Annotated in this window: 17 protein-coding genes; 12 read left to right on the top strand and 5 right to left on the bottom strand. The window is 59.2% G+C overall.

The genetic code is table 11. The annotated features are described in order from the left end of the window. Window positions 1–22 precede the first annotated feature (22 nt). Window positions 23–2,305, bottom strand: coding sequence for a heavy metal translocating P-type ATPase (locus EPZ47_RS14880; RefSeq protein ID WP_135845484.1), 2,283 nt, complete (start codon window positions 2,303–2,305; stop codon window positions 23–25). A 310-nt stretch (window positions 2,306–2,615) separates the two neighbouring features. Here EPZ47_RS14880 and EPZ47_RS14885 point away from each other — a divergent pair, with 310 nt between their 5' ends. From EPZ47_RS14885 to EPZ47_RS14895, 3 genes are all read left to right on the top strand, one after another. Continuing rightward, window positions 2,616–3,983: an erythromycin esterase family protein gene (locus EPZ47_RS14885; RefSeq protein ID WP_135845485.1), complete on the top strand. Its 1,368-nt coding sequence runs from the start codon at window positions 2,616–2,618 to the stop codon at window positions 3,981–3,983. A 79-nt stretch (window positions 3,984–4,062) separates the two neighbouring features. Then, a complete protein-coding gene (locus EPZ47_RS14890; RefSeq protein ID WP_135845486.1) occupies window positions 4,063–4,629 on the top strand; it encodes a phosphoribosyltransferase family protein in 567 nt (188 codons plus the stop codon). 94 nt (window positions 4,630–4,723) lie between these two features. Next, on the top strand, window positions 4,724–5,689 hold the full coding sequence (locus EPZ47_RS14895) for a ribose-phosphate diphosphokinase (RefSeq protein ID WP_135845487.1): 966 nt from the start codon (window positions 4,724–4,726) through the stop codon (window positions 5,687–5,689). A 255-nt stretch (window positions 5,690–5,944) separates the two neighbouring features. Here EPZ47_RS14895 and EPZ47_RS14905 read toward each other — a convergent pair whose 3' ends face one another. The 4 genes from EPZ47_RS14905 to groL form a co-directional block, all read right to left on the bottom strand. Beyond that, a complete protein-coding gene (locus EPZ47_RS14905; RefSeq protein WP_238346740.1) occupies window positions 5,945–6,553 on the bottom strand; it encodes a c-type cytochrome in 609 nt (202 codons plus the stop codon). Window positions 6,554–6,643: 90 nt separating this feature from the next. After that, window positions 6,644–7,303, bottom strand: a complete 660-nt coding sequence (locus EPZ47_RS14910) for a dienelactone hydrolase family protein (protein WP_135845488.1) — start codon at window positions 7,301–7,303, stop codon at window positions 6,644–6,646. Beyond that, window positions 7,296–8,000 (bottom strand): phosphoribosyltransferase, encoded by a 705-nt coding sequence (locus tag EPZ47_RS14915; protein ID WP_135845489.1) that lies wholly within the window; start codon window positions 7,998–8,000, stop codon window positions 7,296–7,298. Before EPZ47_RS14915 ends, EPZ47_RS14910 begins: the two co-directional genes overlap by 8 nt. A gap of 251 nt (window positions 8,001–8,251) precedes the next feature. Beyond that, window positions 8,252–9,868 carry a chaperonin GroEL gene (gene groL / locus EPZ47_RS14920; protein WP_135845490.1) on the bottom strand — a complete coding sequence of 539 codons (1,617 nt, stop codon included), beginning with the start codon at window positions 9,866–9,868 and terminating at the stop codon, window positions 8,252–8,254. Window positions 9,869–10,183: 315 nt separating this feature from the next. Between groL and EPZ47_RS14925 the strand changes: the two genes are divergently transcribed. The 9 genes from EPZ47_RS14925 (at window position 10,184) to EPZ47_RS14965 (ending at window position 20,978) form a co-directional block, all read left to right on the top strand. Continuing rightward, window positions 10,184–10,681: a BCAM0308 family protein gene (locus EPZ47_RS14925; RefSeq protein ID WP_135845491.1), complete on the top strand. Its 498-nt coding sequence runs from the start codon at window positions 10,184–10,186 to the stop codon at window positions 10,679–10,681. A gap of 121 nt (window positions 10,682–10,802) precedes the next feature. Continuing rightward, window positions 10,803–12,482 (top strand): HAD-IIB family hydrolase, encoded by a 1,680-nt coding sequence (locus tag EPZ47_RS14930; RefSeq protein ID WP_135845492.1) that lies wholly within the window; start codon window positions 10,803–10,805, stop codon window positions 12,480–12,482. Window positions 12,483–12,785: 303 nt separating this feature from the next. After that, entirely contained in the window at window positions 12,786–15,011 is a 2,226-nt protein-coding gene (locus tag EPZ47_RS14935) for a type VI secretion system Vgr family protein (RefSeq protein ID WP_135845493.1), read from the top strand. Between the two features lie 16 nt (window positions 15,012–15,027). Then, window positions 15,028–15,486: a DUF6484 domain-containing protein gene (locus tag EPZ47_RS14940; protein WP_109754103.1), complete on the top strand. Its 459-nt coding sequence runs from the start codon at window positions 15,028–15,030 to the stop codon at window positions 15,484–15,486. 15 nt (window positions 15,487–15,501) lie between these two features. Then, on the top strand, window positions 15,502–16,617 hold the full coding sequence (locus EPZ47_RS14945) for a DUF2169 family type VI secretion system accessory protein (protein WP_135845494.1): 1,116 nt from the start codon (window positions 15,502–15,504) through the stop codon (window positions 16,615–16,617). Further along, the gene (locus EPZ47_RS14950) at window positions 16,614–17,651 is read left to right on the top strand and encodes a beta-ketoacyl synthase N-terminal-like domain-containing protein (protein WP_135845495.1); all 1,038 of its coding nucleotides are present in this window, start codon (window positions 16,614–16,616) and stop codon (window positions 17,649–17,651) included. Before EPZ47_RS14945 ends, EPZ47_RS14950 begins: the two co-directional genes overlap by 4 nt. Beyond that, a complete protein-coding gene (locus EPZ47_RS14955) occupies window positions 17,651–18,730 on the top strand; it encodes an HNH/endonuclease VII fold toxin-2 domain-containing protein (RefSeq protein WP_135845496.1) in 1,080 nt (359 codons plus the stop codon). The genes EPZ47_RS14950 and EPZ47_RS14955 overlap by 1 nt, the downstream gene beginning before the upstream one ends. Before the next feature lie 24 nt (window positions 18,731–18,754). Beyond that, window positions 18,755–19,651 carry a WD40/YVTN/BNR-like repeat-containing protein gene (locus tag EPZ47_RS14960; RefSeq protein ID WP_135845497.1) on the top strand — a complete coding sequence of 299 codons (897 nt, stop codon included), beginning with the start codon at window positions 18,755–18,757 and terminating at the stop codon, window positions 19,649–19,651. A gap of 46 nt (window positions 19,652–19,697) precedes the next feature. Then, window positions 19,698–20,978 carry a TIGR02270 family protein gene (locus tag EPZ47_RS14965; protein WP_135845498.1) on the top strand — a complete coding sequence of 427 codons (1,281 nt, stop codon included), beginning with the start codon at window positions 19,698–19,700 and terminating at the stop codon, window positions 20,976–20,978. Window positions 20,979–21,432: the final 454 nt, after the last annotated feature.

Here is a 21,432-nt window from a genome sequence, read left to right on the forward strand (position 1 = left end):
TCATCGCTCATGACGCCAGCTTCTAACGCCAATCCAGATACCGAAACAGCTCCTCCTCCTGGTCAAAGTGCAATCGCACAAGCGTGTCCAGGCGAATCAACTGATGCTGGATCTGATCAGCGGAAGTTACCGTGGGTTGGGTGCCGAAGTCGCTGCTCATGCGCGCCAGCAAATGGATAAGACGAAAGATTTCCCGGTGGACATGACTCATTGTCGACAAGGGATCTTCTCCCTGCATGTTTCGCGTCAGCAGTGGATAGAGAGTGTTTTCATCTTCACGCTCATGCTGCTCCAGTAACGTTTGCAGTTTGTGGACCAGTTCGAACAAATCGCGCTGTGCCTGCTCTAGTGGACGCTGAGAAAAGTCACTGGCCAACCGATGCAGATCACTCAGGACGCTGGCGAGTTGCTGATGTTCGTCTTGCAGGCGATCGATTTGCTCTGCGCCAAGTTTTCTCTGTCTCTTGCCCCGTAATGGGCCTAATGCGCGCAAGGCGTTAATGATGATCACCACGTCGATGCCTTCCTGGACTACGGCGCCAATCAGCGGCGGCAAATAACCGAGGGCCGCCACTGCCATGGCCAGCAACGACAGTCCCATACCGACGAGTACACCTTGGCGGGCGATATAACGGGTCCGCCTGGCGATGTCCAACGCCTCGACGAGGCGATCCAGCCGATCAACCAACAGCACGACACCAGCCGCCTGCGCAGACGCAATGGCCCCCTTCGCGCCCATGGCCACGCCGACATTGGCCGCCGCCAGTGCGGGGGCGTCGTTGATGCCATCGCCAACCATCAGTGTGCTGGCATGCTGGCTACCTTGCTGTACGGCACGCACTTTATCCTCTGGGCTCAACCCGGCGCGCAGTTCGTCAATGCCCGCGGACAGCGCGATCATTTCGGCGGTTTCCAGCCGATCTCCGGTGAGCATGACAATTTTTTCGATCCCCCTGTTGCGCAGTCGACGCAATGTTTGTGGGGTTTCGCGGCGAACGTTGTCCGAAAAAAGCAGCAGGCCAGCGAGCTTCCCATCCACCTCAATGAAGCTTCCACTGCACGCCAGGTAATCCATGTGGCGCAACATGGCGGCGGCCCAATCGGTTTCGGGCGTTTCTTTATGAGCATAAGCCAACGTACCGAAACGTACTTGGACACCATCGATTCGCCCACACAGCCCAGATCCGGGAGTTTCTTCCACGTCCTGCGGGACTGCGAGGGGCAATTGGCGCTGTTGCGCCGCTTCAACAATCGCTTGGGAAACCGGGTGCGTTGAGGCCTGTGCCAGCGAAGCGGCCAGGCCGAGCAGGCGCTGTGGATCTTCCAAGCCGTTGACTTCTATCGACTGCAGGCGGGCATGACCGCTAGTCAGTGTCCCCGTCTTGTCGAGAAACACTTGCTTGATCCCGGCCAACGCCTCCAGGGTTACGCCGTCCTTGATCAGGATGCCCCGTCGCGCAGCCCTTGAAATACCCGACATGATGGAAATGGGGACCGCCAGGATCAAGGGGCAAGGCGTAGCCACCACCAGAACCGCTAAAGTTCGCAAGGGGTCTCCACTCATTAGCCAGGCCGCGACAGCAAACAGCAATGTCAGTGGAATGAAAAACAATGCATAGCGATCGGCCAAACGCACGAACGGTGCACGCGAACGCCGTGCCGTCTCGGCCAGCCGCACGATCCCGGCATAAGTGCTTTGTGCCGCTGTTTGCGTGGCTATGAGCAGGATGGGCGCACCGACATTGGCGATGCCACTGGACACTTGCTCACCTTCCCGACGAGTCACGGGCATCGATTCGCCGTTGAGCGCCGACTCATCCAGCGTGGCGGCAAGGCTCAGCAGGCGTCCATCGACAGGCACTACCTCGCCTAAGCGTACCAACAGGGTCTGATGCGGCTGGATTTGTTCAACGGGGATCTTGCGCAGGCCTCCCTCCTCCTGCAACCAGGCAAAACGCGGCGCCCGGTCGACGAGCGCGCGAAGCTCGCGCTCAGCCCGCTGTCGAGTGAAAAACTCCAGGGTGCGCCCGCTGGCGAGCATCAGGGCAATCACAGCGGCTACCAGCGCCTGTCCAAGCACCAAGGCAGCCGTCATGGACAGCAGTGCTATCAGGTCGACGCCCGCCTCGCGGCGGGCCAATCGTTGAATGACTTCCACCAGCAGCACCGCGGTCATCACCAACGTTCCGGTGGACCAGCAAAGCGTTGCCCATCCAGGTCTTTGCGCCAGGTGTGCAGCGCCCCCCACTAACAGCGTCAGCGCGGTAAACAGTAATAGAACCGGGCCCAGCCATTTGTCGAGCATTGAAGGGAGTCTCTGGAAAAACGATTCGGGCCTTATTTTCTGACAATGCCCATGTCGATGAGGACAGCGGACTGGGATGGATACCCCGAGGCTATCTCAAGTGATCACTATCTTCTGGGGGGATTGCGCCTTTATTGACAAACCTCAATCAATCCCGTTGGGCGCGGTGTGAATAATCCAACAACGAATACAGAGACGTTAGCGCACTGAGTCGAGATGCCTGCGCCAACGATTTCGGACGGTTTGACGCCGGGTATGACACGAGCACCATGCCGTCAGCAGCAATCCACTCTTTTCGAGGATGATGTTCATGAACTCACCTTCGCACAAAATGATGGAGAAGCTTTATGGCAAGCAACATTACGTTGACAGGGAGCATATAGCCCCTCTGTTGCGTCAATACGCTGAGCCACTGCCGGACCTGGACTCCCCCGCTTTTGCCCAGATGTTTGATCGCTACGCTGATGCACGCGTGGTGATGATCGGCGAGGCGAGTCATGGGACCAGCGACTTCTATCAAGCCCGGGCTGCGATTACCCAAAGACTGATCGAGCGGCACGGGTTCAATATCGTCGCGGTTGAAGCAGACTGGCCGGACGCCGGCCATGTCGACCAATACGTCCGGGGATTTGCGCATACGGCGTGGAAGCGTCACATCTTCAGCCGATTTCCGACCTGGATGTGGCGCAATCGTGAGGTGAAGGCGTTCGCCCACTGGCTACACCGCCACAATCACCAACAAGATCCCGACCGTCGCGTCGAGTTTCGTGGCTTGGACGTCTACAGCTTGCGCAACTCCATCCATGAAGTGCTGGACTATCTGGATCGGGTCGACCCGCATCTGGCTCAAGAAGCCCGGCGGCGTTATGGCTGTTTGACCCCGTGGCAGGATGAGCCCTCGCTGTACGGCCACTTCGTCGAACGTGGAGGTGTAATGCCCTGTGAACAGCCGGTGGTCGAACAGCTCAATGTCATGCTGGCTGAACAATTGGCCGGTCTCATCCACAACGATGAGGCATTCTTCAATGCGACGCAGAACGCCCGGGTGGTCATGGCGGCGGAACAGTATTACCGCGCGATTTATCGAGGGTCGACGGCCTCCTGGAACCTGCGTGACCGGCACATGTTCGATACATTGCGAGCACTGCTTGAGCACCGGGGCCCACAAGCCAAGGCAGTGGTATGGGCGCACAACTCCCATATCGGCAATGCGGGCGCCACGGAAATGGGTTGGAAGGGGCAGTTCAACATCGGTCAACTGTGTCGAAGCGCCTTTGGGCGCGATGTCGTTCTGATCGGCATGGCCACTGATCGAGGCCAGGTGGCTGCCGCCGATGATTGGGATGGCGAGATGCGGATCAAGGACATCCGCCCCTCGCGACCGGACAGTTGGGAGCATCAGTTCCTCAAGGCCGGTATCGCTGCATCGCTGACCGATTGGCGAGACCCGCAGCGAAAAGAGCTACGCCGAGTCCTGTCTACCCCCTTGCTGGAGCGGGCCATCGGGGTGATATACCGCCCCGAAAGCGAGCGTCTGAGTCATTACTTCGAGTCGGTGCTGGCTGAACAATTCGACGCCATGATCTGGATCGAACAGACCAAGCCGGTCAACGCGCTGCCACTGCCGAAAAACCAGCAACTGGAACCGGAAGACGAAACGTATCCATTTGGCGTGTGACAACGAGTGCAGGTCCTTCGGGAGTGGGGCCTGCGGGTATTTTCGAACACAACCCATGGAGCGCGGACAGGAGAAGACAATGACGATCCTACTAGCAAGTCAGCGGATGCGCCTGTATGACAGTAATGAGCTCGATGACGTGCTGCAGGCAATGGCGCGCAAGGCTGCGACCATGCTGCCGCCGGCTCACGCCGCACTGATTGGCATCCAGCGTCGGGGCGAACCTTTGGCCCAACGATTGCGCCAGTACATTGCGCATCATACCTGCCAGCCGGAACTCCCTCTTTACCCCCTGCAAGTCAAGCGCTACGCCGACGACCTGCAAGTGCTGCATACCTACACGCAATTGACCGATAACCCGGCCCTGGGCAGGCTGGACCTTGCCAATACCACCTTGCTGGTGGTTGATGATGTGCTCTTCGAAGGCCATTCGCTACTGCGTGCTTGCGCGTACTTGGCGCAACTGGGGGCTCGTCGCGTCTACACTGCCGTACTGGTCGACCGGCATATTTGCCAGCAACCGATCCGGGCCGACATAGTCGGCGTGCATCTGCAAGTCGCCGCCACTGACATCGTCGAATGTAACGTGCCGCCCTTCGAACAGGTGTTTTGCATTGAGGTGGTACGACACGGTGCCGCCCGCTGACAGTGCAACAGATCCGCGGCAACGCGGTAAAACTCACAGGGACACGTGCCATTGAGCTGAGGTGCGTTTTTCGGCTGCCTCGAAGGAGTCCTGCATGTCTACCCTGCCCCCGCTTCTTTTTGCCCTGCGAGGCAGCGAGTCCTATAGTGCCCGGGTTGCGCAATGGCTTGGCTGCGCTTTGGCGCGCCACGAGGAGCGCGACTATGAAGACGGCGAGCATAAATGCCGACCGCTGGATCCGGTAAACGGCCGCGAGGTCGTGGTGTTCCATGGCTTGTATGGTGACGACCAGCAGAGCGCCAATGACAAGCTGTGTCGCCTGCTGTTTTTCTGCGGTGCCCTCAAGGATGCCGGTGCGCGCCGGGTGCAGGTGGTGTCACCTTACCTCTGTTACGGGCGCAAGGACCGCCGCAGCCAGCCTCAGGACCCGACCATCACGCGCTATGTGGCCGCGTTTTTCGAAGCCAGTGGTGTGGATCAGCTGATCACCCTGGAAGTGCATAATCCGGCCGCGTTCGACAACGCGTTTCGCATGCCTGCGTGGAATCTGCAGTGCACGGAACTGTTCGCCGGGCATTTCGCCACACTAGTGGGCAACGATGAAGTGGTTGCCGTTTCCCCGGACTCAGGGGGCGTTAAGCGGGCCGAGTTGTTTCGTCAGGCCTTGGAGCGGCTATTGGGACGTTCGGTCGGCAGTGCGTTGATGGAAAAACATCGTGCCCATGGCTCGTTGACGGGCACCCTCTTGATAGGCGATGTCTGCGGTAAGACAGCCATCGTGTTCGACGATCTGATCAGCACGGGGGATACGCTCAAACATGCTGGCATAGCCTGCCAGAAGGCTGGAGCCGGGCGCTTGTTCGCCGCCGCTACACACGGTTTGTTTACTGCTGGCATTCAACTGTTCGACCAGCCAATCTTCGAACACATCGCCATCGCTGACACCGTGCCGCCGTTTCGCCTGCCTCCTGACTGTGTGACACGTCACCTACGGATACTCGACAGCACCGCCCTGGTCGCTTCTTTGCTGGCGGAAAACGGAGCATTTGATTGCGCCTGAGCGGACGCCTCCTGGCCGCGCCCCAGGTGTACGGCGCAGCGCATTGGCCCCTGCCCTGTCAGCCAATCCAACGGACCTCTGGTGCCTTGTGCGTGACGGGCGCTGGCGCGGACTTCGGATGGCCAACGATACGGCTGTAGATCGCCTGGCCAAGATCCATGGGGGCGGACCTCAAGGGGTTTGCTTCAAAAAATCGTCCAGCCAAGAGGATTTGCTGTTGATTTAGATAAGGTCAGGGCGCCGGGTACTCGAAGGTCATTGTTTCTGGCCCCCAAGTCCCGCCAAGTAACGTGCGACAGCTACCGCGTCTGCATCAGACAGTGCGTGCTGGGCTGTTTTTTGCAGCACATTGATCTGGTGAATCACGTACTCCGCGTGTTGTCCCGCCACCCGGGGCACCCGGCCTTCGCCCTCGCCGTCAGTACCGTGGCATGAACTGCATCGGGCGACGCCGGAGTCGGGTATACCTCCGCCGTAGATCAATTCACCGCGCGCATCAAACACATCGGTACCAGCCTGCATCGGACGCTGACTGGCAAAATAGTCGGCCAGTTCGGTGATCTGGGCCTCAGTCAAATGGGTGAAGCCGCGCATGTACTTAGTCCCGGCTTTATCACTACGTACATGGTTTTTAAAGTCCTTCAGTTGCAGTTGAAGGTATTCTTTTTGCTGACCGGCCAACTTGGGGAACATCGGCGACACGGACTCGCCCGTCAGGCCGTGGCACAAGGAGCAAACCTGATCCGCCATGGCGATACCTGACATGGGCAGCGTTTCTTGCGCCGTCTCCTCGTTCGTACTGGTACAGCCCACGAGCGCAGTCAGGCAGAGGGCAAGAATACGCTTTGATCGGTATGTTTCCATGGTCTGTGCCCCTGGCGTTCAGATGACCAACCACATCGGATCACAACTGGCTGACCAAGGAGGAAGCTTTTCCGTCTGGCCTGAGGGCCGTCACGAGGATTCCATGGACAGATGTTCTGCAAACCAGTCGCCCGCCAGCCTGGCGACCTCCTCAAGGGCTCCGGGCTCTTCAAAAAGATGTGTCGCGCCAGGCACGATATCCAGGCGCTGGACACAGCGCAGTGCTTGACTGCTCTGGCGATTGAGCCTGACCACCAAGGGGTCCTGTGCGCCGACGATCTGCAATGTGGGCGCCCTTACTTGGGACAGTGCCGGCCCGGCCAGATCGGTCCGTCCTCCCCGACTGACCACCGCGTACACCGCATCCGCTCGCTCGACCGCCGCCAACAGCGCGGCGGCGGCCCCGGTGCTCGCCCCGAACAGGCCGATGCGTAGTGATCGCAATGCTGAGTCATGACCAATCCAGTCGATCACCCTGACCAGTCGCTTGGCAAGCAGGGGGATATTGAAACGTAGCTCCCCGGTCAGGTTATCCAGACGTTGTTCGGAAACCGTAAGCAGATCAAACAGCAGCGACCCCAAGCCTCGCTCGGCCAACGATTCTGCGACATATCGATTACGCGGGCTTGATCGACCGCTGCCGCTACCGTGAACGAAAACCACCAACGCGCTGGCGCCCGGTGGTAGTCGCACATCGGCAGTCAACTCAGCATCATCCAAGTCCAACTGTCGAGATTGAAGTTCAAACATCACCATCCCCTTCAGGGGGAACGCCAGCAGACTCCCGCTGCCAGGCGCGTTGCAGCAATTGAATCACCTCTTCGTCCGATGTCTGGGTGAAACTCAAGTACCAATAGCCGATCGAGATCATCCACTCGGGCATGATCGGGCAGATCACTTCATCGACTTCGCTGCGCAGCGCTTCTACCGTTTCAAGTGGCGCAACCGGTACGGCGACAACGATGCGAGCAGGCGCTTGTCTTCTCACCGCGTGTACCGCCGCCATCATCGAGGCCCCTGTCGCCAGGCCATCGTCGATCAGGATCACCACTTGATCCTTGAGTTGCACCGGTGGGCGGTTTCCCCGATACGCTTGCTCACGACGCAACAACTCTCGGGTTTCCCGCGCGAGCACCGCATCGAAACTGGCTCGATCAATCGGATGGGACCGCAGTGCGTCTTCATTGAGGATCTGAATGCCGCCACTGGCAATGGCGCCCATTGCAAATTCCTCATGGGAAGGAACGCCAAGCTTGCGCACCAGCATCAGGTCCAGGCGAACCTGCAAGGCCGTGGCCACTTCATAGGCCACTGGAACGCCACCACGTGGCAAGGCGAGAACGATAACATCAGCCCGATGTGCATACTTGAGCAATGGCTCAACCAGCCCTCGACCTGCCGCAGCGCGGTCCTGCAAGGTGGTTTGCAATGAGGGACTCTGTGTCATGAAAGCCTCCCCAGGCGATTCGGCCTGTCGTTTCGTTACCCTTTCTTCACCAGACTGCCGGAATGCCGCAAGCGCTACCGGGTCGGGCGCCGACGTTGATTCAGCCTGCGCTGTTGCTTACACCTGGGCGTTGATTTATATCAACTCTGCGCGCAACGCCGTTCAACTCGCAGGGTGCCTGGACAGCGGCTTATTCAATCCGCGTGGCGCTATGCGTTATTGCTGCGCCGCCATGCCAATCCTTCCAGGTGCTATTCGGGAAACGGCGGCTGGGCAGGTGATTCCTTTTCCGGAATATCGGTCATGGCTGCCTCGGTCAACAACAAGATGCTGGCAACGGAAACGGCATTTTCAAGGGCGATACGCACCACCTTGGTCGGGTCAATGATGCCGGCTTCGTACATGTCCACATAGTCATTGGAGGACGCATCGAAACCAACGTTGCCGGACTCTGCCAGCATGCGCGCCACCACCACGCCGGCGTCCACCGCCGAGTTTTCCGCGATGACCCTGGCCGGCGCCTCCAGCGCCCTGCGCAGAATCTGCAACCCGGTCCTGGTATCGCCCTCATGTCGGGTCTCCTCGGCCGCGATCACTGCAACCGCCTTGAGCAGCGCCAGCCCCCCGCCTGGGACGATGCCTTCGGCGATTGCCGCTCGGGTCGCGCAGATCGCGTCGTCCAACGCATCTTTACGGGCCTTCATTTCCGCCTCCGAAGGCGCCCCGACCCGGATCACCGCGACGCCGCCGGACAACCTCGCGAGCCTTTCCTGAAGCTTTTCGCGGTCGTAATCGCTGCTGGTGTTGTCCATTTGCGCACGGATCTGTTGTGTCCGTGCCTCAATGGCCGCGCGTGTGCCAGCTCCGCCAATCAATGCCGTGCTGTCTTTTTGCACCACGACGCGATGGGCCCGCCCTAGCTGGTTCAACTGCACCTGTTCGAGGGTGATTCCCAACTCGTTGGACACCACCGTAGCACCGGTCAGGACCGCTATGTCCTGGAGCATTTCCCGGCGGCGGTCACCAAAGCCTGGTGCCTTGATCGCCACTGCGCGCAGTACCCCGCGGATCTGGTTGACGACCATGGTGGACAAGGCCTCACCTTCAATGTCGTCGGCGATCAGCACCAGGGGTTGTCCACTTTTGGCAATGAGCTCCAGCAGCGGGAGCAAATCCTTGAGCGCTCCAATCTTATGGTCACAGAGCAGCAAGTAGGCATCATCGAGTTCGACCTGCATCTTCTCGACATCGGTGACGAAATAGGGTGAGACATAACCCCGGTCGAACTGCATCCCTTCCATGACCTCCATCACGGTTTCGGTGGTCTTGGACTCCTCGACACTGACAACACCTTCAACCCCGACCTTTTCCAGCGCATCTGCAACCAGTTGGCCGATGACGGCATCGTTATGCGCCGACAGCGCGGCAACCTGGGCCTTTTCCCTGGGCGTGCTGACCGGGCGCGATCGGGCTGCGAGATTTTCCACAACTAGCGACAGCCCGCGATCCAAGCCACGCTTGAGGTCGATCGCGCTGGCCCCCGCGACAACGTTGCGAATGCCGTCGGCCAGGATGGCATGGGCCAGCACTGTTGAGGTACTGGTCCCATCCCCTACCGCGTCCCCCGTGCGTTCCGCGGCCTGACGCAGCATTTGCGCGCCCAGGTTTTCCCCGGGGTCTTGCAGGTCAACACGTTTGGCAATCGTCACGCCGTCATTGCAGACCGTTGGATTGCCCCACTTATTCTGGATCAACACTGATTTTGATTTCGGACCCAGCGTCACCCGTACGGCATCCGCCAACTGCGTGGCGCCATCCAGGATTTTCTCGCGGGCCGCAGCACGAAATACGATTTTAGTGTGAGCCATCAGCGTGTTCTCCTGAGGCGGGCTTTAACAAAGGTGTTTTTTGCAGTTTCTATGAAGTGGCCGGCTCCACGTTGACTTTTATCAACAAAGACACGATGCCAACGTCCTTCGCCAACTGCCCCTTGGCGCCAGGATGACCGACTGCCTGCTGTTGCCCCGAAGTTGACAAAAATCAACCCGTGAGACGGGAAACCGAGTCCCAATGAACCGGTGTAATCCACGGTCTGTTCACTGGACGAAAATGGTCAGGTATCCCGATCCAAGTCACAGCTGAACGTGGAACCTTTTTTCCATTTCAATGTGCGGGAGAAACGCATGGACAAGTATCAGGAGAGCCAAAAGAACAAGCTATTCAAGACATCCCCCCATGATCCCTACTGCTTGCAAAGGATCGAAGGTTCAGCTGTCTGCTCGCAATGTGGCGCGGTGTACCAAGCCGGCAACTGGACCTGGAGTCGCCCTGAAAATACGGTGGTTCATAGTGCGCAAGAGATGACATGCCCGGCCTGTCGGCGCATCCATGACAATATGCCCGCAGGTACGCTCACGCTATCAGGCAGTTTTTTGCAAAAGCATCGGAATGAAATCATCCACCTGATGGAGCACACCGAGGAGAAGGAAAAAACCGATCACGCCTTGGAACGCATCATCAAGCTGACCGACTCGGCCGGTGAGCTGATCGTGACCACTACCGGTATCCACCTGGCCAGCCGCCTGGGGCATGCACTGGAGAGCGCTTTCAAAGGGACATCCGACTACCGGTACAGCGAAAATGAGTATGGAGTGAGCATCCATTGGACACGTGACAAATAGACCCAGGGGCAGTCGCCTCGACACGGAACGTCGAGGCGCGCATCCATGATTCGACCGATCCGAGGCCAGTACTCATCCGTCTGGACGGGGATGCCCTGGTGTGCCAAACGTTGGAGTGAGCATGCACTTTTTAGCCTTGGCGGTGGACTTTGACGGGACCATTGCCGAACACGGTAGCGTTTCACCAGAAGTCTGTGCGTCGCTCACTGCCCTGAAGAACAGCGGCCGCAAGTTATTGCTGGTGACAGGCCGGGAGTTGCAAGCGCTCAAGCATCAGTTTGCGCAACTGGAGCTGTTTGACCTGGTGGTCGTAGAAAACGGCGCGCTCTTGTACGATCCGAAGACAGACACCGAGGAGCTCATCGCCGATCCGGCTTCTACCGATTTGGTTGAGCGCCTACGCGAAAAGGGCGTCTCGCCGTTGTCGATAGGCCGCTCGGTTATCGCCACATGGCACCCGTTTGAGAACGCGGTGAGCGCCAGCATTCGCGAGCTCGGCCTTGAGCTGCAGATGACGTTCAACAAGGATGCGATCATGGTGTTGCCGCCTTGTGTGAACAAAGCGTCGGGCCTTAATGCAGCCTTACGGCGACTGGGTATTTGCGCGCTGAATGTGGTGGGCGTGGGCGATGCAGAAAACGACCACGCCTTCCTATCGATCTGCGGTTGTTCTGCGGCAGTGAGTAATGCCATCGCATCGATAAAGTCCAGCGCTGACCTGTGCCTCAGTCATGATCATGGCCGAGGGGTCTGCGAACTGGTGGACATGCTGCTGGAGAAAGACGCCGCTCTGGTTCCGGTCGAACGCATCGGAATCCAGTTGGGCCAGACCACCCATGCACGCAAGGTATGGCTCGCCCCAGAGTCGGTGATGTTGATTGTTGGAAATTCAGGTTCTGGCAAATCCAGCTACATCACCTGGCTGACAGAACGCATGGTCCAGGCTCATCAGGATTTTTGCATCATTGATCCAGAGGGTGACTACCTGACCCTGGATGATGCGGTCACAGTGGGGGCCTTGAGCGCTCCTCCGACCACAGAAGAATCGGTGCATCACCTTTTGCAGGCGCAACTCAATGTGGTGGTGAGCGCCCTTGCCCTCGATCCGGCGGCACGGGTGCGACTGTTTGGCGAATTGCTGCCTTTTATCCAGCACCTACGCAACGCTTCAGGTCGCCCCTACTGGTTGATCGTGGACGAGGCTCATTACATGCTCCCCCATTGTGCGGATTGGCCCCCCGGTTTCCTCGGGGACATCGGCGCAATCATCGTTGCCCTCGACTTCGACCAGGTATGCCCGGCACTTCTCGAGGAGGTTGACGTGCTAGTGACACTCGGCAGCACCGCTCGGGAATTGGTCGAGCAGTTCGCCAAGCGTATACAGCGCCGCAGTCCCGAGTTCCCGGAGCGCTCACAGAGCCTTGAACATGCCTGCCTCTGGAACCTTCGCGAGGGCGAAGAGGTGGTGCTGCTCGATCAGGTCCAGCCCATTCAAAAGCACCATCGCCACAGCGGCAAGTACGTCGCGGGGGATGTCGGTGCATGGCATTCATTCCACTTCCCTGCACTGGGCCAAAGCGCCGCGAACCTGAATGAGTTTTTGTCCTTGTCCACGCAGCTTGCAGACCCGGCGCTTCGCAGGCACATGGATGCCGGGGACTTTTCCAACTGGTTCCGACAAGTGATCCGGGACGATGTGCTTGCTAACAAGACACGTGTGGTTGAAACAGACACAACCCTGACACCCAAGGAGGCGTTGAGCCAGGTCACGTGGCTTGTGCAGTCGCGCTATCACCTCTAATGCCCCCGCAGCCCCCTTTCCAACTCAGATCCGCGCCATTTCTTATACTTTTTTAGAATTATATAAATAGCTAAAGAAACTAATAAAAGACCTTCGGTCACCTATCTTAAAAGCTTGAAACCTCTCAAGTTCCGGTTGAATAGAGAGGATTACGAGGCCGATATGGAGATCACCTTCGTGGTGGATATGCAGCAATTGTTGGACTCGACTTCCCCTGCCCCTTCCTATGGCGACACCTTAGGGTACGTCGCCGTCTTCCCTACGGCTGACTGACGCCCGAACACGAGCCACAGGAAGTCGTTTATGGCAATCACGCAAAACAACCGCTTGGTGCAGGTCGACAGTCCGCTCGGTGGCGATGTCCTGCTGCTACAGAACATGGACGGCAGCGAGGAGCTGGGGCGGTTATTCCACTACGAATTGGACCTCACCTCCGAAGACCGGGCGATCACGTTTGACCAGTTGCTGGGCAAGCCGATGGGCCTGACCCTGGAGCTGTATGACGGCGGCAAGCGTTATTTCCACGGCATTATCAGCAGCTGCCGGCAACTGACCGGCCATGGCCAGTTCGCGGGGTACCGCGTCAGTCTAAGGCCCTGGTTCTGGCTGCTCACGCGCACCTCCGACTGCCGGATTTTCCAGAACAAGACGGTGCCGGACATCATCAAGCAGGTGTTTCGCGACCTCGGCTTCTCTGATTTCGAAGACAGCCTCAGCGGCAGCTACCGTGAGTGGGAATATTGCGTGCAGTACCGCGAAACCAGCTTCGATTTTGTCAGCCGGTTGATGGAGCAGGAAGGCATCTATTACTACTTTCGCCATGAAAAGTCGCGGCACGTCCTGGTGCTGGCCGACGCCTATGGCGCTCACTCCACGGCGGCAGACTATGAGTCGGTGCCCTTCTATCCGCCCGATCGACAAATGCGCGAGCGCGATCATTTCTACGATTGGCAACTTGCGCGGGAAGTGCAGCCCGGTTCGCTGGCGCTGAACGACTATGACTTCCTGCGCCCCCGCGCCAGCCTTGAGGTGCGCTCCAGTGTGCCGCGCAACCACAGCAACGCCGACTACCCGCTCTATGACTACCCCGGTGAATACGTCCAGAGCAACGATGGCGATCACTACGCGCGTACCCGCATCGAAGCCATTCACAGCCAGTTCGAGCGTGTGCAGTTGCGCGGCCGCGCCCGCGGGCTGGGCTCCGGGCATTTGTTCAATCTGACTGGCTACGACCGTGCGGACCAGAACCGCGAATACCTGGTGGTGGTCGCGCGTTATCAGATTCGTCAGGAAGCCTATGAAAGCGGGCAGTTGGACCTGGCCGAACAATTCGTCAGCGAGTTGGACTGCATGGATGCCAACCAGACTTTCCGGCCCCTCCCCCTGACCCCCATGCCCATTGTCCGCGGGCCGCAGACCGCCGTAGTGGTGGGCCCCAGTGGCGAGGAAATCTGGACCGATCAATATGGTCGGGTCAAAGTGCATTTCCACTGGGATCGCCATGACCAATCCAACGAAAACAGCTCCTGCTGGATTCGCGTGTCCCAAGCCTGGGCCGGGAAAAACTGGGGCTCGGTGCAGCTCCCGCGCATTGGCCAGGAAGTGATCGTCAGCTTCCTCGAAGGCGACCCGGATCGGCCGATCATCACCGGCCGCGTCTACAACGCCGAACAGACCGTGCCCTACGCGCTGCCGGCCAATGCCACCCAGAGTGGGGTGAAAAGCCGTTCAAGCAAGGGCGGCTCACCGGCCAACTTCAATGAAATCCGCATGGAGGACAAAAAAGGCGCCGAGCAACTGTTTATCCACGCCGAGAAGAACCAGGACATCGAGGTCGAGAACGACGAGACCCACTGGGTCGGTCATGATCGCAGCAAGACCATCGACAACGACGAAACCGTGCACGTCAAACACGACCGCACCGAAACCGTCGATAACAACGAAACCATCACCATCGGTGTGGATCGCAAGGAAAAGGTCGGCAACAACGAAACCATCTCCATTGGCGTGAACCGCACTGAGGATGTCGGCAGCAACGAGAAAATCACCATTGGTGCCAATCGCACCGAGCGCGTGGGCAGTAACGAGACCATCACCATCGGTGCCGACCGCACGGAAAAAGTTGGTGCGAACGAAAAAATCAGCATCGCCAGCAACCGCACCGAGGACGTGGGTGGCAACGAGACCATCGGCATCAGCGGCAACCGCAACGAAACGGTCCAGGGCAACGAAGGCATCGAGATCAACGGCAACCAGAGCACCCAGATCGGCCAGAACGAATCCCGCGACGTTGCCCAGAACCGCAACACCGGCATCAAGCAGAATGACAGCCTGGACGTTGGCAAGCATTTTTCCCTGACCGCCGGCGACTCCATCAGCCTGACCACGGGCGCAGCCAGCATCACCATGAAGAAGGACGGTACCATCGTGATCAGCGGCAAGAACATCACCATCGACGGATCCGGCGCCATCAACATCAAGGCCAACAAAAACGTGGTCGTCAAAGGCCAGAAAATCCTGCAGAACTAGCCACGGAGTGGGCGCCATGACCGTTGAATATCATTTCCCCGTTTCCTCTACCGCCACGCCCGCGCGCGTGGATGGCGTCGTGATTGGGGTGCTGCTGGATGTGCCCGGGGCAGATGCCCCGGTGGTGGCCTTCCCTGGCTGCCCCGGCGAAACGGGCCTCGCCGCGCGCACCACCACCCCGCTCGCCCGTGAAGACATTGGCGCCCAGGTCGCGCTGATGTTCGAGGCCGGAGACCTGACCCGGCCGCTGGTGATCGGTCGCATCCAGCGCCTGCCGCAAACCGCCACGCCAGCCGTCGCCCACCTGGACGGCGAGCGCTTGGAGTTCACGGCAGAGCGGGAAATCGTCCTGCGCTGCGGTAAGGCGAGCATTACCCTCACGCGTGAGGGCAAGGTGCTGATCCGTGGGACCTATCTTTCGAACCGGTCATCCGGCGTGAACCGCATCAAGGGCGGTTCGGTGCAGATCAACTAGACAGGTAGTCGACTCATGGAGCTGCTCAACGCCAGCAAACTGTTTGCGGCCTACACCCAGGGCCTGGAGCCCGATGGTCGCGAATCCCTGGTGATCGTGGCCAAAGGCACGTTTGATTTACCGCTGGACGGCCGTGCGGCAACCCTCGCCGATACCCAGCAACCGCTGCTGATGGCTGACACCTTTCTCGGCGAGCCGGGCCTCAGCGCCCCGCTGCAGGAAATGGACTTCGCCCCGGTCAAGCCATTCTGCGATGTACTGGTACGCGGCAAGGCCTATGCCCCAGGTGGGCGGCCCGTGACGCAGCTGGCCGCGGGCATTCGTGTCGGTCAGATGAGCAAAGCCTTTTCCGTCCTCGGCCCCCGACAATGGCAACCCGGGCTATTGGGGGTTTCTCCCGGTTTACCGCAACCCTTTACCGAACAGGACATCTCCTATGCCCAGGCTTACGGAGGTTCCCATCCCATGGCCAAGAATCCGGATATGCGTCATTGCTACCCGGACAATCCAAGCGGCTGCGGTTGGTTCCCAGGCAACATCGACAGTGCTGAAATCGCTTACAAGCCAATGCCGAATACGGAAGAACTGGGCAAGCCGATCGATAGCCCCTCCGGCGACTTCCGCCCCATGGCTCTCGGCCCCCTTGGGCGTAGCTGGCCGCAACGCGCCCGTTTCGCCGGTACTTACGACGATGCCTGGTTGGCCGACTGCTTTCCGTTCCTGCCGCAGGATTTCGACAACCGCTACTTTCAGGCTGCCCCTGACGATCAGCAGATCCCTTACCTGCGTGGCGGCGAGGATGTGCTGCTGCTCAACCTCACGCCACGGGAGCACGCGAGCTTTCGCATCCCCACAATGGACGTGCCAGTGACCTTCTTTCTGAAAAAAGGCGGTCATGAAACTGTGCAGGCGGTGATCGACACCCTGCTGATCGACACAGACGCGCGCCAGGTGCAGCTGACCTGGCGTGTCTCCCGTGCGCTACGACGCAATATGTTCGAGATCGCTCAGGTGCTGGTCGGCACTATGTCCACGGGCTGGTGGCGCGCCCGCAAACTGGGCAAGGATTACTACCCGTCGCTCTCCTCCCTGGTAAAAGCCAGACGCGCCCCCGAGGAGACGGACGGATGACCGCACTTTGCATCATCGGCTCCGGCATGGTCAGCGCCGTTGGCCTCAGCGCCCCCGCGAGCTGCGCGGCGATCCGCTGCGCCATCGACAATTTCCAGGAAACCCGTTTCATCGACCAAGGTGGCGAATGGCTGATGGCCGCTAGCGTACCTCTGGAGCAGCCCTGGCGCGGCCGCACCAAGCTGATCAAGATGGCCTCTCGCGCCATCGCCGAAGCGTTACAGAGCACCCCCGGGGTCGACCCGGAAAAAACCCCGCTACTGCTGGGTGTGGCCGAAGCCGAGCGTCCCGGCCGTCTGGATGGCCTCGATAAAAGACTGTTGCAGGACATCGAAGCTGAACTGGGCCTGCGCTTTCATCCGGAATCCAACATCATCGCCCGCGGCCGAGTCAGTGTCGCCGTGGCCCTGCTTAACGCACGAACGCTGATCTACCAGGGCGGCCATCGCTACGTGCTGGTCGCCGGCGTCGACTCCTTCCTGTGCGGACCCACCCTGGCCGCCTTCGAAGAACGCGAGCGTCTGCTTACCAGCGAGAACTCCAACGGCTTTATTCCCGGCGAAGGTGCTGCGGCCGTGGTACTGGCCGCCCCGGTTGCCAGCGCAACGCCGCAACTGGCCTGCATCGGCCTGGGGTTCGGCATGGAGAAGGCCACCGTGGAGGCCGAAGACATTCCCCTGCGCGCCGAAGGCCTGACTCAAGCTGTACGCGCAGCCCTGAGCGAAGCCGGCTGTGGGTTGGAGCAGATGGATTATCGGCTCACCGACATCTCCGGCGAGCAGTACTACTTCAAGGAAGCCTCCCTGGCCCTCAGCCGAACCCTGCGCGTGCGCAAGGAGTTCTTCCATCTCTGGCACCCGGCCGACTGCATTGGCGAAGTCGGCGCCGCCATCGGCCCGGCCATGCTCGCCGTGGCCCTGGCTGCCAGTCGCAAGGGCTATGGCGAAGGACCGAATATCTTCTGCCACCTCGGCAACGACGCTGGCGAACGCGCCGCCGTGATGCTCAGTTACCAGACTGTGAGGGCTGCGTAATGGCCAACGAAGTCTTTGCCAACAGTATGGAGATCTCCTGCAAAGCAGCGGATGGCAAGTCCATTGCTGCGTTCCCGGATGTCTGTTTCACTCCACCCCAGGCCCCGCCCACCCCTCTGGGGGTGCCGATTCCCTACCCCAATACCGGCATGGCGAAGGACACCATCAATGGATCCCGGACGGTAAAAATCAGTGGCAAGGAGGTCATGCTCAAGAACAAGAGCTACTTCAAGACCAGCACAGGGGATGAAGCCGGAAACGCACCGAAGAAAGGGATAGTTACCAGCAAGATTAAGGGAAAGGTGTACTTCACTGCATGGTCGATGGATGTGAAGTTCGAGGGAGAAAATGTAGTCAGGAACATGGACCTGACGACCCATAACCATGCGTCGCAGCCGGGTAATAGTCCAACTTGGCCCTATCTTGACACGGTGGCGGCGGCCAACAGCTCCCATCCCTGTCACAACGTAGTAAAGGGATTGAAAGATAACGATTGCCAGCGCCATGTCGATGCAAACACCTACTCGACAGGTGCGGTCAATCGGGCCGGCGCATCAGCGGCCTTGTGCGGCGATCCAAAATGCAAAAAGGCAGTGGAGTGCGTGCTTACACCCTATGCACCCTCGAACTGCTGTGACGGGAAAACACCCCACCATGTAGTGCCTAAATCACAATTCAAGGAGAGGGGAAAAGGTGGTCAGGCGCTCCTGCTCGATGCGCAAGGCGCCAATAAGTACGACCCCGACAAGGCACCGTGCATTTGTGAAGATGGCCATAGTCACTCCACCGGGACCCACGGTGACATTCATGAAGAGACGAACCTCCTCACGGTGAATCATCCGGCCGTTGCGCCGCATGTCACCGGCAAGACCATTGATCCAAATGCTCGCTGGAGTGTTGCCGAAGCCGAAGCGGTCGGAGCGCAGGCCGCCCAAAAAGGTGGCAGTAAGTGCGATAAGGCCTGCACGCAAAGCCAAGTGCGAGCAGGTCATCAACAGATGAATATTGGTCCGACGGACCAAATCCGTCCATCAACGGCCGGACGCGTTCCAGAACCCTCGGATACGACGACCCTATGACATCTATTTTCAAGGAGACTCCACATGCCTGATACACCGTTGAAAGGCCTCATCATGCGCACTGCGGTAGTACGCCTACCGGGCCTTGGTTATATCTATGCCGCCGACCCTAAAAAAGAAGCCGATGAGATTCCACACGCCATCACGTTCAAATACAAGGACGGCACTTTTATCAGAGGCGAGGCCAACTATGATGCCCATTCGTTAGCCGTTGTTTCTCAGCCTGAACTCGGACTCATTGCCATCTCTGGCGCCGGTTATTACTCAGCCATCATGGCAAGCGGTACCACTACTGGTGACATATTCGACGACAGCACACCTGCTCCTCAAGCGCCAAGAACGGGCGGTATTCGCGGCGTGGCGGCGATCAACGGACAAGCCTTTGCGGTCGGCCTAAGAGGTATGGTGTACCGCTTTGACGGTCCCAAACGCTGGATACGGATCGATGATGGCTTACCGGAAAACTTCAACGCGCAGGCGATTCATGGTTTCTCAAATACAGAAATCTATGCAGTTGGCCGGGATGGCGCGATATGGCTATTCGATGGTCATCATTGGCACCCTTGCGAATCGCCAACATCGGTGACTCTCACATCGGTCAAGTGCGCACCTGATGGAACGGTATACATAGCGGGCCATCGCGGTGTGCTGTTGCAAGGGCGCAAGGATATGTGGAGCGTCATCGATCAAACGGTAGTCTCCGATAATATCTGGGATTTGGAATGGTTTATCGATGCTCTTTACATCTCTACCCTGTCCAATGTCTATCGGTTGAAACAATTGCAATTGGAGCCTGTGAACTTCGGTGATGATCCTCCAGCGTCCTGTTACCAGTTGAGCGCCGGCGATGGCGTCATGTGGTCGAATGGTGAGTTCGATCTTATGTCTTTCGATGGAATTGCATGGACGAGGATCGTTTGAGCAATTGTCTGGCGTTGAGCGATGGGCCTTCCCCGATAGGCTCCTTATGATGTCGTCGATTGTGATTGATCAACACGCCGAAGAGGTAGCCTTCCTCGCGATCTTGCGCGACTACGCCGTTCGGGCACCCCACTACGACCTCGTCCACCTGGCCACCCTGGACAATCGCATCGAAGCCCATCTGGATGGCCTACACATCGCTGGTTTGCCCGGACTGGAGGTGCTGCTGCAACAACTGACTCCCACCGCGCAGGGGGAGGTATTTGCCGCTACGGTGCTGGCGTTCGAAACCGGCCATGTCGTAGCCATGGCCACCCTGGCTGGACATATGCGCGCCCACGTAGACAGCGAGCGCTATATGGCTGCGGCCCTGGGTTGGCTGGAGTGGCTGCGGGTCGAACCCTGGCTCGACCGCCTGCTCGCCTCCCCCGAGCCCCTGTTCCGCCGTCTCGGCCTCGCGGCCTGCGGCATGCATCGCCACGACCCAGGCCCCGCCCTGCTGGCCGGACTTTCCGATGCCGACCCCAGCGTGCTGGCGCGTGCCGCACGCACGGCTGGCGAACTGCGCCGGCGTGACCTGCTGCCGGCGATTCGTGCCCACCGCCAGCATGAGGACGCCGCTACGCGCTTCTGGGCCAACTGGGCCACCACCCAAATGGGCGATCAGCAGGCCTTGGAGCCTCTGCGCTCATTCGCCGAGCAGCCGGGCGAGTTCCAGTATCGCGCGCTCTGTGTATTGCTGGCCTGGCAGGAGCGCGAGCCCAGCATCGCCTGGATACGCCAGTGGGTACAGGATCCCCGGGATCGGCGCATCGGCATCCAGGCCCTTGGGCTGCTGGGCGATCCGGTCTGCGTGCCCTGGTTGATCCAACAGATGAGCGACCTGCCCTTTGCCCGGGTCGCCGGCGAAGCCTTCAGCCTGATCACTGGCGCTGACCTGGCGTTGCTTGATCTGGAACTGCAGGCCCTGCCGGATTTCGATGCGGGCCCGAACGACAACCCTGAAGATCCCAATGTCGCGATGGACCCCGATGAGAACCTGCCCTGGCCCGACCCGCAGGCAATCGAAAAATGGTGGCAAGCCAACGGCGGACAATTCCAGGTGGGTACGCGTTATATGCTGGGTTTGGCCCATAGCGAACACAGTTTTCAGCAAGCCCTTGTCCACGGCCAGCAACGCCAGCGCATCGCCGCCGCCTGCGGCCTCGCCCGCTATCGGCCAAACGAAGTGCTGTTTCCCACTAGCGCGCCGGCCTGGCGGCAAAAGAGGTGGTTGGCAGCGGTCAACGCCACATCGAACACCAACGGCACGAAACCACCGAGCTAATCCTGTACCGGCGGGCATTTTTTTGGTCCCGCTCGGCTGCGACTCCGGGGTTTTGTGGCCTGAGGCGCGGCAGGATAGCAACGATTTTTGGTGGAGAAGCCTACAAAATGTAGGACATATGCCAAATAATTGTCCTACGTCTCAGTCGCTAGAACAGCGATATTCCAGGGAATGCGCGCGTCTTCCAGGCCTTTTAGTCCGTGGGTTTTGGGCCTTGACCGATGCTCGCATCGGACATCACATCTCTCTTCGTCTACCGTTTTTCAACGGTTGACCGCTCAGTCATAGCGTCCTAGCCTAAGCGCGCGGCAAAAATGGGAGCAGTCATAGGACGTCACATCAACGAACAGTCCTTCCTGACGCTCCTGTGGCAAGGAAATGTGCCGCGAGCGACTGCCGGCTCCAGTCTCATGGAACCAGCTTTGCACCAGCCCTCACATTACATGGACGTGCC

It is taken from the genome of Pseudomonas viciae, assembly GCF_004786035.1.
Lineage (GTDB): Bacteria > Pseudomonadota > Gammaproteobacteria > Pseudomonadales > Pseudomonadaceae > Aquipseudomonas > Aquipseudomonas viciae.

Excerpts from the sequence above, each read along its gene's own strand:
- EPZ47_RS14880 (WP_135845484.1), bottom strand. The coding sequence starts at position 2,305 with ATGCTCGACAAATGGCTGGGCCCGGTTCTATTACTGTTTACCGCGCTG.
- EPZ47_RS14885 (WP_135845485.1), top strand. The coding sequence starts at position 2,616 with ATGAACTCACCTTCGCACAAAATGATGGAGAAGCTTTATGGCAAGCAA.
- EPZ47_RS14890 (WP_135845486.1), top strand. The coding sequence starts at position 4,063 with ATGACGATCCTACTAGCAAGTCAGCGGATGCGCCTGTATGACAGTAAT.
- EPZ47_RS14895 (WP_135845487.1), top strand. The coding sequence starts at position 4,724 with ATGTCTACCCTGCCCCCGCTTCTTTTTGCCCTGCGAGGCAGCGAGTCC.
- EPZ47_RS14905 (WP_238346740.1), bottom strand. The coding sequence starts at position 6,553 with ATGGAAACATACCGATCAAAGCGTATTCTTGCCCTCTGCCTGACTGCG.
- EPZ47_RS14910 (WP_135845488.1), bottom strand. The coding sequence starts at position 7,303 with ATGTTTGAACTTCAATCTCGACAGTTGGACTTGGATGATGCTGAGTTG.
- EPZ47_RS14915 (WP_135845489.1), bottom strand. The coding sequence starts at position 8,000 with ATGACACAGAGTCCCTCATTGCAAACCACCTTGCAGGACCGCGCTGCG.
- groL (WP_135845490.1), bottom strand. The coding sequence starts at position 9,868 with ATGGCTCACACTAAAATCGTATTTCGTGCTGCGGCCCGCGAGAAAATC.
- EPZ47_RS14925 (WP_135845491.1), top strand. The coding sequence starts at position 10,184 with ATGGACAAGTATCAGGAGAGCCAAAAGAACAAGCTATTCAAGACATCC.
- EPZ47_RS14930 (WP_135845492.1), top strand. The coding sequence starts at position 10,803 with ATGCACTTTTTAGCCTTGGCGGTGGACTTTGACGGGACCATTGCCGAA.
- EPZ47_RS14935 (WP_135845493.1), top strand. The coding sequence starts at position 12,786 with ATGGCAATCACGCAAAACAACCGCTTGGTGCAGGTCGACAGTCCGCTC.
- EPZ47_RS14940 (WP_109754103.1), top strand. The coding sequence starts at position 15,028 with ATGACCGTTGAATATCATTTCCCCGTTTCCTCTACCGCCACGCCCGCG.
- EPZ47_RS14945 (WP_135845494.1), top strand. The coding sequence starts at position 15,502 with ATGGAGCTGCTCAACGCCAGCAAACTGTTTGCGGCCTACACCCAGGGC.
- EPZ47_RS14950 (WP_135845495.1), top strand. The coding sequence starts at position 16,614 with ATGACCGCACTTTGCATCATCGGCTCCGGCATGGTCAGCGCCGTTGGC.
- EPZ47_RS14955 (WP_135845496.1), top strand. The coding sequence starts at position 17,651 with ATGGCCAACGAAGTCTTTGCCAACAGTATGGAGATCTCCTGCAAAGCA.
- EPZ47_RS14960 (WP_135845497.1), top strand. The coding sequence starts at position 18,755 with ATGCCTGATACACCGTTGAAAGGCCTCATCATGCGCACTGCGGTAGTA.
- EPZ47_RS14965 (WP_135845498.1), top strand. The coding sequence starts at position 19,698 with ATGATGTCGTCGATTGTGATTGATCAACACGCCGAAGAGGTAGCCTTC.